At 70.3% G+C, this 14,374-nt stretch carries 10 protein-coding genes; 6 read left to right on the top strand and 4 right to left on the bottom strand.

What is annotated here, in order from left to right:
* The first annotated feature begins 89 nt into the window (after positions 1-89).
* From OV427_RS32830 to OV427_RS32820, 3 genes are read left to right on the top strand one after another with little or no spacing between them, the layout of a single operon-like run.
* Positions 90-479: a hypothetical protein gene (locus tag OV427_RS32830; protein ID WP_267860156.1), complete on the top strand. Its 390-nt coding sequence runs from the start codon at positions 90-92 to the stop codon at positions 477-479.
* 2 nt (positions 480-481) lie between these two features.
* A complete protein-coding gene (locus OV427_RS32825; protein ID WP_267860155.1) occupies positions 482-1,699 on the top strand; it encodes a peptidoglycan-binding protein in 1,218 nt (405 codons plus the stop codon).
* 45 nt (positions 1,700-1,744) lie between these two features.
* Positions 1,745-5,857: an IPT/TIG domain-containing protein gene (locus OV427_RS32820; protein WP_267860154.1), complete on the top strand. Its 4,113-nt coding sequence runs from the start codon at positions 1,745-1,747 to the stop codon at positions 5,855-5,857.
* A 55-nt stretch (positions 5,858-5,912) separates the two neighbouring features.
* On the opposite strand, the gene OV427_RS32815 is transcribed toward OV427_RS32820, so the two are convergent.
* The 4 genes from OV427_RS32815 to OV427_RS32800 are packed head-to-tail and all read right to left on the bottom strand — an operon-like array spanning position 5,913 to position 9,733.
* The gene (locus OV427_RS32815) at positions 5,913-7,100 is read right to left on the bottom strand and encodes a GNAT family N-acetyltransferase (protein WP_267860153.1); all 1,188 of its coding nucleotides are present in this window, start codon (positions 7,098-7,100) and stop codon (positions 5,913-5,915) included.
* 44 nt (positions 7,101-7,144) lie between these two features.
* The gene (locus tag OV427_RS32810; protein WP_267860152.1) at positions 7,145-7,576 is read right to left on the bottom strand and encodes a cereblon family protein; all 432 of its coding nucleotides are present in this window, start codon (positions 7,574-7,576) and stop codon (positions 7,145-7,147) included.
* A gap of 57 nt (positions 7,577-7,633) precedes the next feature.
* Positions 7,634-8,164 carry an FHA domain-containing protein gene (locus OV427_RS32805; protein WP_267860151.1) on the bottom strand — a complete coding sequence of 177 codons (531 nt, stop codon included), beginning with the start codon at positions 8,162-8,164 and terminating at the stop codon, positions 7,634-7,636.
* A gap of 36 nt (positions 8,165-8,200) precedes the next feature.
* Positions 8,201-9,733, bottom strand: coding sequence for a GspE/PulE family protein (locus tag OV427_RS32800; protein ID WP_267860150.1), 1,533 nt, complete (start codon positions 9,731-9,733; stop codon positions 8,201-8,203).
* On the opposite strand from OV427_RS32800, the gene OV427_RS32795 reads away from it, so the two are divergent.
* The 3 genes from OV427_RS32795 to OV427_RS32785 are packed head-to-tail and all read left to right on the top strand — an operon-like array spanning position 9,732 to position 14,330.
* Positions 9,732-10,007 carry a hypothetical protein gene (locus tag OV427_RS32795; protein ID WP_267860149.1) on the top strand — a complete coding sequence of 92 codons (276 nt, stop codon included), beginning with the start codon at positions 9,732-9,734 and terminating at the stop codon, positions 10,005-10,007. The genes OV427_RS32800 and OV427_RS32795 overlap by 2 nt on opposite strands.
* On the top strand, positions 9,997-12,969 hold the full coding sequence (locus OV427_RS32790) for an ATP-binding protein (RefSeq protein WP_267860148.1): 2,973 nt from the start codon (positions 9,997-9,999) through the stop codon (positions 12,967-12,969). Before OV427_RS32795 ends, OV427_RS32790 begins: the two co-directional genes overlap by 11 nt.
* Positions 12,966-14,330, top strand: coding sequence for a sigma-54-dependent transcriptional regulator (locus tag OV427_RS32785; RefSeq protein WP_267860147.1), 1,365 nt, complete (start codon positions 12,966-12,968; stop codon positions 14,328-14,330). Before OV427_RS32790 ends, OV427_RS32785 begins: the two co-directional genes overlap by 4 nt.
* Positions 14,331-14,374: the final 44 nt, after the last annotated feature.

Below are 14,374 nucleotides of genomic sequence, written 5' to 3'. Positions count from 1 at the left end.
CCGGACTCGATTCCTATCGCTCGAACGTCATGGAAGTAGTATTTTTCCAGGCGACCAGGACTCCGCGTGAACGTCCTGCGAGGAGCGTGGTGCATCTGAAGATCCGTGACAGTCAGCTGCGCTCCCTCTCTCGAGCACGCCTGCAACAGTTCGTGGTGGAGATGATGACCCACCTCCGCACCCACTTTCCGGGTGAGCTGGCGGCGTTGCAGGACTGGGAGCTGGGTGAGGAGCTCGAGCGCTGTCTCGACCGGGCGGCGGAGTACGGAATCTCGTCACGCCGGGACTGCGCCCGCTATCTCGAGCTGGCCGCGTGCTTCGGCTGGTCCTTCGATACCGAGCTGGGATGGCCCGCGAAGCTGCTCCGTGAGCCGACGGGCAGCCCCAGCGCGCGTCTGGCGCGCGTTCACGAGCGCTGCCTCCAATCGCTCGAGCAGTCGGCAACGAAGGCCACGCAAAGACAAGTGCTGGGGATGTAACCATGGCAACCTCTGACGACGGCTTCGCGAGTTGGTCCCCGCACCACGAGCCGCACGCATCCGGCTCCAGCAGCGAGGTCACCTCGCCGGAGGTCTTCAGCGGCACGGGTACGGCGCCGGAGGACCTGCTTCGGGACTGGCGCACGAGCTTCGGTCCGCACGAAATCTGGAAGCCCGAAGAGCCCCCCGCGGAGGACGCGTCACGCGCGCGCGCCGCGCGCCTTCGGGCCGCCGACGCCGCCTCCTCCAAGCTGGAAGGCGAGGTGGGCAGCGCCGTCCAACGCTGCCCCCTGAAGCACCCGAACCACGCGGTCGAGGTGGTGCTCACCAGCGATGACGGCCCCGTCGCGGGCGCCGTCGTCGAGCTCCGCCGCAAGGGGAAGGCCGGCATCCTCACCCTGCGAGCGGACTCCCAGGGACGGGTCCGCTTCGAAGGCCTGCTCGACTCCGATACCCATCAGGTGCGGGCCCTCGGCGTCGGCACGTGGGCGCTCGAAGGCACCGGGCCGCTCCCGGGGGACCGCGCGACTTCGGCCTTCGATGCGGCGTGGGCCGCGCCCTCCACGTCCGGTGAGTCGGGGCGATACAAGGTGGCGCAGGGCGAATCCCTCTGGACGCTCGCCGTCCGATTGGGCCTCGACTCACAGACCCTGTGGAAGAACAACCCCGACCTCCACCAGGGGCAGCGCAGCCCCGATGTGCTCGCCCCCGACGACGTCGTCAACCTGACGGAGAGCCAGCCGACCCTCGTGGAGGTCGGCACCGGTCAGGAGGCGCGGCTCCGCTGCGAGCGGGCCGAGGCGCGAGCACGCCTGCGCTTCCAGGATGAGGAGGGCGCCGCACGCTCCGGGCTTGGCTTCCTCATCACGGTGACCACCCGCGACGGGTCGGAGCATTCCTGGACCGGGAAGACGGATGGCGCCGGGGCGCTCGACGAGGCCGTCCCGGCCGAAGCGGTGACGATGGAGCTCACGCTGGCCACCGAGCCCCATCCCGAGACCTATCATTTCCGGTTCGCGCACCTGGACCCGCTCGAGACGATTTCCGGCGTCCAGGGGCGGCTCTTCAATCTCGGGTTCTGGTGCGGCTCGGAGCGCAACGAAGTGGGCCCGCTGACCCGCCGCGCGCTCGCTGAGTTCCAGAAGAAGTACGGCCTGCGTGAGTCGGGCGAAATCGATGAACCGACCCGGACGCAGCTCGCGAAGCTGTACTCGCCTTGAAGTACCGGATGGCTCCCTGCTCGACGTAGTTTCATCGGAGGCGAATTGGCACTCTCTGTCACGAACGTAGCGCAGGCATTGGACAGGGTCACCGGCGGCGCTGTCGTCACCATCACCGGAACGGACTTCGCCGTGTCCGTGCGCGTGAAGTTCGGGAACCAGAAAGCGCCGAAGGTACTGCGAGTCAATTCGACGACCCTGACGGTCACCGTGCCGGCGCAGCCCGTGGCTGGACCGGTCACCGTCTCGGTGACGAACGACCCTGGATACCTCTACGACGGCGGGCCGACCGCCACATGGGCCACTCAATTCCAGTACTACGCCGTCATCAAGAGCATCGAGCCGAACCTGCTCCCGACCGCTGGCGGCGCCGTGACAATCAACGGCGAAGGCTTTCCCATGGGCGCGCAGGTCGTCGTTCGCCCCGCTGGCCTTGCCGACATCGCGGCGCTGGCGGTGAACCGCGTCTCGGCCAAGGTCATCACCTGCACCCTCCAGCAGCATGCGCTCGGTCCAACGCAGGTGTGCGTGTTGAACCCGGGAGACAACCTCGCCTTCCCCTTCGGGTTCCACTTCTGTGAGCCGCTGATCAGCGCGCTTTCACCGGCGAAAGGCCGGCCCGGCGGTGGCACGAGTGTCACCATCACCGGGCGACACTTCGTGCCCAACTCGGCAGTCGACTTCGGGGGCGTGGCAGCCGCCGCTGTCGCCTTCAACTCGTCGACCGAGCTCGTGGCCCAGACGCCTGCACACCTCGCGGGCCGCGTCGCAGTCCGGGTGACGAACCCCGCGCTGCCGCCTGTCGGGGGCGCGACTCCGGCTCCGGCGGTGGTCCTCTCCACCGGGACCCTGGACGGCTTCGAGTACGGCAGCTCGGAGGTCCTCGGCATCGAGCCCGCGAAGGGCCCCGCGGCCGGTGGGACCGCGGTGACCATCAAGGGGCGCGGGTTGCTCACGCTCGCGGTGAATGGCGTGCAGCTCGGAGGCACGGCCGCGCTCAACGGGCACCTCGTGGACGCGATGACCGTCACCGCGACGACACCGGCAGGACCGCCTGGACCGGTCAACATCACGGTCCAGAACAGCCTCGGCGACCCGGTGGCGGTCCTGGCCAATGGCTTCACCTTCGTCGCGCTCGCGACGGTGACGGCCGTGGAGCCCCCGGACGGTCCCGAGGATACGGAGGTCACCATCCAGGGGACCCACTTCGAAAAGGGTGCGGCGGTCCGAATCGGGGGAGTCGACGCCACCGACGTCAACGTCATCTCCGCCACCGCGATACGCTGCACGGTGCCCCCTCACGCCAACGGCGCGGTGAACGTGGAGGTCCAGAACGACGGCGGCGGCACCGGCACGCTCGTCAATGGCTTCACCTATGCCGACTTTCGCATCGAGCCCCGACGCGGGCTCCCGGCCGGTGGCGAGAACGTGCGCATCCACCTGCCGGTCCCTCCCCTGCCCGGCGCGGCGATTACATTCGGTGGTAACGCGGCGGCGCCCGCTGCCGGCCCGGACCTCACGGTCACCACGCCCGCGCACGCGGCGGGCCAGGTGGACGTCATCGTCGACGGTGTCACGCGGGTGAACGGCTTCGAGTATGCCGCCATCACGAAGATAGAGCCGAACGCCGGTCCGCAGGGAACCACGGTGACCATCCATGGCTCGGGCTTCGATGGCACCACCGCGGTGAGCTTCGACGGGGTCGCCGCCGCGCCCGTGGTGGTCGTCTCGGCAACCCAGCTCACCGTCGCAAGTCCGGTGCATGCAGCCGGCCCGGTGGACGTTGTCGTCACGAACTCGGGCGCCGGCAGCTACACCCAGGGCTACACGTTCCAGCCCGCGGCGACAGTCACCGGCATCCAACCCCTGACGGGGACGAGCGCGGGCGGTACGGACATCACCATCACCGGAACGGGCTTCGTGAAGGGTGCCAGCGCCTTCATCGCCAACGTCGCGGCGACGAACGTCGTCTTCGTCTCCCCGACCACCCTCACGGCCAGGACCCCGGCCGCGGCCGGAGGCCCTCCGTACGCCGCCGTCCATGTGTCGGTCCTCAATCCCGGCGCGCCTGCTCCGAGCGTCGGCAACAACCTCTTCACGTATCGGAACGCGCCCACCGTCACCGCGGACGCGGACCCGGCGATGGGCCCCATCACGGGCGGACGCGCCATCATCGTCACCGGCGCCGACTTCCTCCAGAAGGCCACGGTCCTCGTCGACGGGCACCAGGCGACGGACGTCGAGTACGTCAATGCCACCACGCTGCGCTGTCGCGTGCCCCCGCGCGCGGCCGGACAGGTCTCCATCGCGGTGCAGAACCCGGGAGACCCGACGCCCGGCCCCGCGCGGTTGAACGCCTTCACCTACGTCGCCGCCCCGCACACCCCCACGGGACAGAACTTCGTCCAGTTCATCCAGGACGGAGAGAACTTCTTCGACTTCCTCCGTCTCGGCTTCGAGACGGTGCGGCAGGCTCCACCGGACCCGAAGGGGCTCACGTACGTCCGTCTTGCGTTCTGGAATGCGCACGACGACGTCACCGTCGGCCCCCGGGCCAATCTGGAGCAGCCCAATCACCGGCTCATCAACTACATCGAGCGGGTGGTCCGGGCCGGACACCACGTCGAGTTCATCCTCTGGCGCCCCAACGCGCTCGAGAGCCGGTTCGACATGGGCAAGGGCGTGTTCTCGTCCAACCAGGACATGGCGAAGAAGCTCTACGACATGGACGTCGCCATGGCCGCGGTGGAGGGCGCCGGGCGTGTTCGCGTCTATTTCGAGCACTCGGAAGGTGAGACGGGCTCTTCCATCCACCAGAAGATCGCCATCTTCTCCGTTGCGGGTGTGCGTCACGCCGCCATTGGCGGCTTGAACCTCTCGAACAGCTACTTCGGGTCGCAGGACCATACCTTCCCGCCGCTGGCCGCTCACTGCCAGCCCTGGCACGACGCAGCCGTCTACATCCGTGGCCCGGCCACCGATGACATCGAACGCGAGTGGATGCGGCGCTGGCGCAGGACCCGGGCGCTCGAGGCGGAGTGGTATGGCCTGGCGAACGTGTATGGGTACAACGGTGAATTCCTCGCCCGTGACTTCACGTTCTTCGAGTCCTCCACGGTCCGCCGCCGGACGGTCGAAACCGTCGACAACACCACGCTGCAGCCAGCCGACGCGCAGAACACCGAGGTGAAGATTGCCGTCACCCGGGCCGAGGGCACGACGCGATACACACACATCCGCGACGCGGTCATCGAGCGCATCAACGCGGCGAACAACTACATCTACTTCGAGAACTATCACTTCTGTGATCCGGACCTGGTGCAGGCCATCGTCGCGCGTCACCGGGCCCGCTCGGCGGTGGGTGCCAACCTCCGGGTCGCCATCGTCGTGCCCGACCCCATGGACGGCAAGTCAGGCTACATGACCCGTCGGGCGTGGCTGCACTTCGCGCTCACCTTCGAGGACGGAACCGTGGCTCCGGCGGCGCCCTACTGTACGCGTGTCGTCTACGACATTGGCGCGGGCCCGGTGACCGTCATGCGAGCGGCATGCGGGGCCAACTGGCAGGTGTTCGACTGCTACAATCCGGGGGCACCGACTGCGACGAGCTGGCTGGAGAACGACACGCTGACCTTCGACTCCGGGGCGGGGGCGGTCGTGGTCCGGTTTCACCAGATCATCGCGGTGGAGTCCGCAATCCATTTCTACTGCCCCAAGTACATCCATCCTGGAGCGCCACCGACCCCCAACTCCATCTACACCCATTCGAAGGTCGCCGCTTTCGACGACCAATGGCTCGTGGTGGGCTCGGCGAACTGGTCCTTCCGCAGCATGCAGTACGACGGAGAGATCAGCGCCTTCATCCATTCCGTGCCCATCACGACCACCACGGTCTTGTCCCTCCTCGCGCACTTCAATACGAATATCGGAGGGGTGGTGACTCCCATGAATGTGGAGCAGGCAGCCCTCGCAAGCATGGCCATGCCAGCATTGGGCCAGATCCGTCTCTACCCGTACGAGTACTACAACCCGGCTGTTGCGCTTGGCGGAGGCAACCCGGCCCTGCCGTTCAGCCGCGCCGTGCCGCTGTCGCCGACCCTGACGAACCTGCGGACGTTCCTCGCGAATCCGAGCATGCCCAACTACACGTGGCTCTGAGGGCCCTGAGCCCGCTCGCTTCCCGCGAGCCAGGGCCTGAAGTCCGAGCGCTGACTCAGAACATGTCGCGAATGGTCGGCTGCGGGCCGGAGAACAGGGACACCGCCGCGCGCACCGTGGCGTCATCCGCGTCCAGCAGGCCCGCCATCCGCAGCGTCTCCGCGGACTGGTAGCCCGTGTAGAGCGGGGACAGTCCGCGCACGTCCAGGCGCAGACTCCCCTCCCCACCCTTCCGCACGCGCGCCGCGCCGTCCGAGACTTCCAGCACGAAGCGCCCGCGGTTCTCCGGGAACAGGTCGTCCTCCACCTCCAGGTGCAGCGCCCCGGACAGCCCCGAAGGCCACCCGCGCGCCTCCAGCGCCTTCGCCACGTCCAGCACGCGCACCATCCAGTGCATGTCCAGCTTCACCGTGTACGTCTGCTCGCGCACGTGCATGAGCAGCGGGTCATCCGCCCCGCCGTACCACACGGCCTCCGTCACCAGGGAGCGGTGGTCGCCCAGGAAGCTCAGGATGTGCCGCGCCGCCGCGGGCGTGTTGGCCACGACATCCGACAGGGACAGCTCCTGCTTCCAGCCCGCGAGCGACTTGCGCACGACGAACAGGTGCCCCTCCACGCCGGAGGCGCCCTCCACGAGGTAGCCGCTCGCCGTTCCGTCGCGCGGCGCGTACACGCGGCTCCACACATAGGGGCCCCGGGCAAGCCAGCCCTGCCGCGCCTGGGCCGAGCGCTGGTAGTTCGCGGCGATGGCCGCCTCGTCCTTCGCCTCGATGGGCCGCAGCGACAAGGTGCGCTCGCTCACGTCCAGCATGGGCACCTGGAGGCGAACCTCGTACCGCGCGCCGGAGTGCTCGTAGCCCACGCGCCGGTAGAGCGGCTGCGTGGCGGGATAGAGCGTGGACAGCGGGGCTCCCGTCGCGCGGGCCTCGCGCAGCACGTTCTGCATCATCCGCGTGGCGGTACCGCGACCGCGATGGACGGGGGACACGCCCACCCCGCCAATGCCCACGATGGGCACGTTGCGCCCGCCGTACCACTGGCCCATCGGAATGAAGACGAGTGTCCCCGCGACATGGCCGCCCTCGCGCATCAGCCGCAGGCTCGACGCCCCCACGCGCTGTGTCCAGGTGGTCGCCGCCGCCGGCGCCATCGCATACGACTGCACCATGATTTCCGCGGCCGCCGCCAGTTCCTGCTCGTCTCGCGGAGACCCGTAGTCTCCAGGTGTCGTGTCCACGTGCATCCCCTCCCGATGCGTGCCGTTATGCTCTGGAATGCGTAGCACGCTCAGGACGGCAGGGTCAGCCTGTCCAGCAGCAACCCGAAGAAGGCACCGTCGCCACGAAATGCCCAGCCCAGGTGCGCGCCACACGCGGCGCAGTGCGCCACCTGCCAGGCGAATCCGGGGAACCACGTAGCCTCGGCCGTGGGCGGGCCATCCACGGCACACCCCTCCGCCTGGGCGAAGCAGCCGAAGTGGAAGACGATGCCGAACGGGTTGACGCGCGTGTGCTCGTGCCGACTGTTGACGGGGATGCGGTGGCGCTCGCGTGTCACGGGATGGCCACAGCGCGCGCAGCACAGCGGTGCCTCCGGCTCACGCGTCTCCAGGGACTCCTCGACCTTGGCTTCTGGTGCCCCGGGCTCACCGGAGGCCGTGCCCTTGAGCCACCATGACGCTGTGAGGTGCCGTGCGTCCCCGTGTCCGGCCGCCTGCATCATCCCCTCCGGTCCATGCCTCTCAGGTAGCCCCGGTGCGAGGGAAACGGGAGGGGCTCACAGCGGCGCCATGCGCTGCAGCTTCGCGTAGAAGGACGGCGCGAGCAGGTAGGCGAACGTCGCGTCGCCGAAGCCCAGCAGGTCGCCGTCGCGCACGTGCAGCTCGCCGCCCGACGCCAGCTCCTTCGCGTTGATGAAGGTGCCGTTGCTCGACTTGAGGTCCACCAGGGTGCAGCCCGCCGCGGGGCCGTGCCAGCACAGCTGCGCGTGGCGCTTGGAGACGGACGGCTCGTTGACCACCAGGTCGCAGTCGGGCTGGCGGCCCACGGTGAGCACGTCCTGCCCGTCCACCGGCGGCAGCGTGGCCACGGTGAGCGCGTCGAAGTGCAGCCAGAGGGCCACCTGCTGCCGCTCCAGGCTGGGAATGTCGCGCGCCATCGTCGTGCGGGCCGCGCCCATCTTCAGCGCGAGTTGCGCCATCACCGGGCTGGGCGGCTTCTGCACCAGCACGAAGGGCCCCACCTGCCGGCAGAAGAACGGCTCCGTCAGCCGCCTGCTCAGCGCTCGCAGTTCCTGGACGGTCAGCATGGCCTGGTCCCCCACCCTCGTTTCGAGGCCGGCATCCTACCCGGCGTCCTGCCCTTCGTCGCGGATTGTGAGGATGTGCCGGTACGGCACCACGCGCACCAGCTCCGCGAGCGTCGTCATGCGCGCGGACACCTTGTCCAGCGCGTCCTGCACCAGCGTGCGCAGCCCGTGCGCCCGCGCATGGCGGCGCAGCTCCACGGTGGGCGCGCTCCGGGCGATGAGGTCCTGGAGGTCCGGGTCCACCAGCAGCAGCTCGAAGATGCCCAGACGTCCCTTGTAGCCGGTGTGGTGGCACGCCTCGCAGCCCCTGCCCGCGTGCGGCTGCACGCCCTTCAGCAGCCGGCCGAGGAGCGCCTCCTGCTCCAGGGTGGGCGGGACGGGCTCCACGCACTGCTCGCAGATGCGGCGCACCAGTCGCTGGGCCAGCACCGCCAGCAGCGAATCGCTGATGTCCACGTCGTCCAGCTTCAGCCCGCGCAGCCGCGCCACCGCGCCCACCGCGTCCGCGGTGTGCAGCGTGCCCAGCACCACGTGACCGGTGGACGCGGCGGTGAGGGCCATGCTGCCCGTCTCCAAATCACGGACCTCGCCCACCAGCATGACGTTGGGGTCCTGGCGGAGCATGGCGCGCAGCAGCGTCGCGTGCGGCATCTGCTGCGTCACCTGCTTCTGGTTCACCTTGGGGACGTAGTACTCGATGGGGTCCTCGGCGGTGATGATCTTCCTGCGGCCGTCGTTGAGCCGGGCCAGCGCCGAGTACAGCGTCGTCGTCTTGCCGCTGCCCGTGGGCCCGGTGACGAGCACCAGCCCCTCCGGGTTGCACAGCAGTTGGAGGAAGAGCGTCTGCATGGCCGGGGACATGCCCAGCTGCTCCACGGGGACCAGGCCCACGCTGGCGTCGAGGATGCGGATGACCACGTCCTCGCCCACGGGGCTGGGCACCACGCTGACGCGGTAGTCCACCAGCTTGCGTCCCTCGGAGCCCTCCAGGAGTGCGCGGAAGCGGCCGTCCTGCGGGCGGCGGCGCTCCGTGATGTCCAGCCCGGCGAGCAGCTTGATGCGGCTGACCACCTCCGGCAGCGAGCGCGGGTCGATGTCCGTGTACGACTGGTGGAGGATGCCGTCGATGCGATAGCGCAGGTCCACGTCGTCGAAGTAGCCCTCCACGTGGATGTCGGACGCCTTGAGCTCCACCGCGGTGGCGAGCACGTGGTCCACCAGCTCCACCGCGGACGGCGCTTCGGACAGCGGCACGCGGGCCTTGAGCGTGAGGTCCGCGGTGATGCGGGGCCCCGCGCCGAAGCCCACCTCCAGCGCGGACTCGACTTCGTAGTGGTTGAGGTGGACGGGCTGGAGCGGGCGCCGGAGGAAGTCGCTGATGAGCTCGATGATGACGCGGTTGTCCGGCTGGACCATGCCCACCGTCACCGGCGAGGCATGCGCGGCCGGGTCCACGCGACCCAGCACCGCCACCTTGTTGCGCCGGCAGAAGGACTCCGGGAGCAGCCGGAGCGAGGGACGGTCCAGGGTGAACTGGGAGAGCTCGGAGAAGGGAGGGACGTCCGCCATGTGGCCCCTGGATTATCAGCCGGGGCCGGGGGTGGGCTACCGGGCCGTTCCACCGCTGCTATCCTCGGAGGTCATGAAGCGCCCCTCCGAGCCCGACGCGCCGGCCATGCCGTCGCTGCTCGTCTTCGCCATCGCGGTGCTCGTCTTCGGCTCTCCGCTGCGCCGGCTGTGGCTGGCGGAGGGAGCGCCCGGCTACCTGCCCTTCCTCGTCTGGCTGGGCGTCATCGCCCTGGGCGGCTGGGTGGCACACCGGAGCGGTGGCCATGACACTTGAGCTGGGCCCGCTCGTCGCGGCGTCCGTCGCGTACCTGCTCGTGCTCTTCCTGGTGGCGTACGCCGCCGAGCGGGGCGTCATCCCCGCGCGCATCACCCAGCACCCGCTCGTCTACTCGCTGGCGCTGGGCGTGTACGCCACCTCGTGGTCCTACTTCGGCAGCGTGGGGTACGCGGCGCGGCACGGCTTCCGCTACCTGGGCATCTACCTGGGCGTCACGCTGGCCTGCCTGCTGAGCCCCGTGCTGTGGCGCCCGCTGCTGCGGCTGACGCGTGAGTTGCAGCTCACGTCGCTGGCGGACGTGCTGGCCTTCCGCTACCCGGGCCAGTCCACCGGCACGGCGGTGACGCTGTTCATGCTGGCCGGAAGCCTCCCGTACCTCGCGCTCCAGGTGCGCGCCGTCGTGGAGTCCGCGAAGGTGCTCAGCCCCTCCGCGTCGCCCACGCTCGTGGGCCTGGGCTTCTGCGCGGTGCTGACCGGCTTCTCCGTCCTCTTCGGCGCGCGGCACCTCACCCCGCGCGAGCGGCACGAGGGGCTGATGCTGGCCATCGCCTTCGAGTCCGCGGTGAAGGTGGTGGCGCTCACGGCCGTGGGCCTGTGGGCGGTGTCCTCCGTGTTCGGCGGCGTGGACGGGCTGATGGCGTGGCTGGATGCCCACCCGGAGGCGGTGGACGGGCTCCAGCGGCCGGCCCGGGACGCGTCCTGGGCGCCGCTGCTGGTGCTGTCCTGCGCGGCGGCCTTCCTGACGCCGCGCAGCTACCACGTGGCCTTCACCGAGGCGCCGGAGAAGGACGGGTGGGCCACCGCCACCTGGGCGCTCCCCCTGCTGCTGCTGGTGATGAACCTGTTCGTGCCGGTGCTGCTGTGGAGCGGGGACGCGGTGGGGCTGCCCTGGCCCGCGGACTTCCACGTGCTGGGCGTGCCGGCGTCGCGCGGGGCCACGGGTCTGGCGCTGGTGGCCTTCCTGGGCGGCGTGTCCGCGGCGAGCGCCATGGTCATCGTCACCACGCTCGCGCTGGCGCCCATGTGCCTCACGCACCTGGTGCTGCCCCTGGGCTACGCGCGCGGCCAGCCGCACCTGTACGGCTGGCTCTTGTGGGCGCGGCGGCTGCTCATCGCCATCATCATCCTGGCGGGCTACGGCTTCTACCGGCTGCTGGACACGCGCGGCACGGGGCTGGTGGACCTGGGGCTGGTGTCCTTCGTCGCGGTGGCGCAGTTCGCCCCGGGCGTGCTGGGGCTGCTCTTCTGGAAGCGCGGCACGCGGGCGGGGTTGCTCGCGGGGTTGAGCGTCGGCGCAGCCACGTGGGCGGTGACGCTGGTGGTGCCGCTGTGGGCCTCGCCGGGTGTGGTGGCGTGGACGCGGCGGGTGGCGGGGTTGCTCGGCTTCCCCTCGGATGAACCGTGGGGCTTCTCCACCTTCGCGTCGCTGACGCTCAACGTGCTGGCCTTCGTGGCGGTGTCGCTGGCCACGCGGCAGTCGGCGCGGGAGGCGGAGGCCGCGCGGGCCTGCACGCGCGAGGCGCCCGCGCTGGCCTCGGGTGGCGTGGTGGCGGGCTCGCCGGAGGAGTTCCGTCGGAGCCTGGCGCCGCTGCTGGGCAAGGAGGCCGCGGCGGCGGAGGTGGACCGGGCGCTGGCCTCGCTGGGCCTGCCCCCGGACGAGCGGCGGCCCGCGGAGCTGCGCCGGCTGCGCGACGGCGTGGAGCGCAACCTGTCGGGGCTCCTCGGCCCGGTGCTGGCGCGGCTGACGGTGGAGGAGGCGCTGCGGCTGGAGCCGGAAGCGCGCACCGCGCTGGCGGAGCAACTGCGCTTCGTGGAGGAGCTGCTGCGGGACGCGCGAAGCATGCAGGGCGGACCCGTCCATGCGCTGGAGGCGGTGCGGCGCTACCTGCGGCGCATCCTCGAGGACCTGCCGCTGGGCGTGTGCGCGGTGGGGCCGGACGGCGAGGTGGTCATCTGGAACGCGGCGCTGGAGCGGTTGGCCGGCGTGGAGGCGGGCGCGGTGCGGGGCCACCTGCTCGCGGCGCTGCCGGGGCCCTGGGGCCCGCTCTTGTCCGGCTTCGCGGCCGGCGCCGAGGAGGACACGGAAGCGCGCGTCACCGTGGCGGGAGGCGAGCGCGTGCTGCGCCTGCACCGCTCGCGGCTGTCGGCGGCGGAGGAGCGGGGCAGCGCGTCCGAGGGCATGGCACTGCTGGTAGAGGACCTGACGGAGCGCAAGGCGGTGGACGCGCGGTTGGCACACCAGGACCGGCTGGCCTCGCTGGGCCGGGTGGCGGCGGGCGTGGCGCACGAGATTGGCAACCCGCTGACGGCGATTGCCAGCCTCGCTCAGAACCTCAAGTACGAATTGGACGACGCGGAGGCGGTGCGCGAGCGCGTGGGACTCATCCTCCAGCAGTGCCGGCGCATCGACGCGATTGTCCGGGCGCTGGTGGGCTTCAGCCACGCGGGCACGGCGGGCGGCGAGGCGCGCCCCTTCACGCGAGTCGCGGTGGGCCCCTTGCTGACGGAATCCGTGGAGCTGGCGAGGCTCGCACGCGGCACGCGGAAGGACCGGGGGCTGCGCTTCGAGCACCGCTGTCCGGAGGGGCTGGAGGTGCTGGGCGACGCGCAGCGGCTGGAGCAGGTGCTGGTGAATCTGCTGACCAATGCCATCGACGCCTCGCCCGACGGCGCGTTGGTGGAACTGGTGGCGGAGGTTGACGGCAGGGGCGTCCACCTGCGGGTGCTGGACCGGGGCGCTGGCGTTCCGCGAGAGCTGACCCAGCGCATCTTCGAGCCCTTCTTCACGACGAAGCAGCCGGGCGAGGGCACGGGGCTGGGGCTGGCGCTGGTGGCGGGAATCGTGCGGGAGCATGGAGGGGCCATGCAGGTGGACAGCCGCCCCGGGGGAGGCACTAGCGTGACGGTGAGCCTGCCGGAGCCGCTGGGAGTCCAGACCGGACGGGGAGCCCTGGCATGAGTCGCATCCTGGTCATCGAGGACGAGCCCATCATCCGCACGGAGCTGCGCCGCCTGCTGGTGCGCGCGGGGCACGACGTGTCCGAGGCGGGCAGCGTGCAGGAGGCGTCGGCCGACTACGCGCTGGACTCGTTCGACCTGGTGCTGTCGGACCTGCGCCTGCCGGGAGCGCCGGGGACGGATGTGATTGCGCTGTGCCCGGGCGTGCCGGTGCTCATCATGACGAGCTACGCCACGGTGAAGTCCGCGGTGGACGCGATGAAGCTGGGCGCGGTGGACTACATCGCCAAGCCGTTCGACCACGACGAATTGCTGATGCAGGTGGAACGGGTGCTGCGCGAGGGGAAGCTGGCGCGGCAGAACGCGGCGCTGAAGCGCGAGGTGGAGCAGGCGCACCCGGTGAGCGGCATGGTGGGGAGCTGCACGGCGATGCGCGAGGTCTTCGAGCGCGTGCGCAAGGTGGCCCCCTCCCCGGCCACGGTGCTGGTGCTGGGCGAGTCCGGCACGGGCAAGGAACTGGTGGCCCGGGCGATTCACGCACAGAGCCCGAGGACGGACGGGCCGCTGGTGGCGGTGAACTGCGCGGCGATTCCAGAGGGGTTGCTGGAAAGCGAGCTCTTCGGCCACGAGAAGGGCGCCTTCACGGGAGCTCAGGCGGCGCACGCGGGCCTGGTGGAGGCGGCGCACGGCGGGACGCTGTTCCTGGACGAGATTGGCGAGCTGCCCGCGCCCGCGCAGGCACGACTGCTCCGCATGTTGCAGGACGGTGAGGTGCGACGGGTGGGCTCGACGCGGCCGCGCCGGGTGGACGTGCGCATCGTCGCGGCGACGCATCGGGACCTTCCGCGTCGCGTGCAGGAGGGGACGTTCCGCCAGGACCTCTACTTCCGGCTGCGCGTGGTGGAGATACGGCTTCCGCCGCTGAGGGAGCGTGGAGAGGACCTCCCCGCGCTGGCGAAGCACCTGCTGGAGAAGGCGTGCCGGCAGCTCGGGCGACCCGTGGCGACGTTCTCGACGGAAGCGATGATGGCGATGACGTCACACCCGTGGCCGGGCAACGTGCGCGAGCTGGAGAACGCGATTGAGCGCGCGGTCATCCTCGCGGACGGGCCGGTGGTGACGCCGGACCTGCTGGCGCTGGAGCTGCCGGGCGGCGGAGAGGCCGTGGCGCCGGACGTCGGTGAGAGTGGTGTCGAGGAAGCGGGTGAGTCGACGGACTCAATGGAGGAGTACTTCCGCCGCTTCGTGCTGGAGCACCAGGAGCACATGGGCGAGACGGAATTGGCGAAGCGGCTGGGCATCAGCCGCAAGGCGCTGTGGGAGAAGCGCCAGAAGCTCGGCATCCCGCGCACCCGGGCGTGAGGCGGTACGAACATCGAGGTCGTCCACGTTCCCGCGCAGCCCTG

Source organism: Pyxidicoccus sp. MSG2 (genome assembly GCF_026626705.1).
Lineage (GTDB): Bacteria > Myxococcota > Myxococcia > Myxococcales > Myxococcaceae > Myxococcus.
Note: the sequence above shows the minus strand (reverse complement) of the source record. Positions and strands in the feature narration are given on the sequence as shown.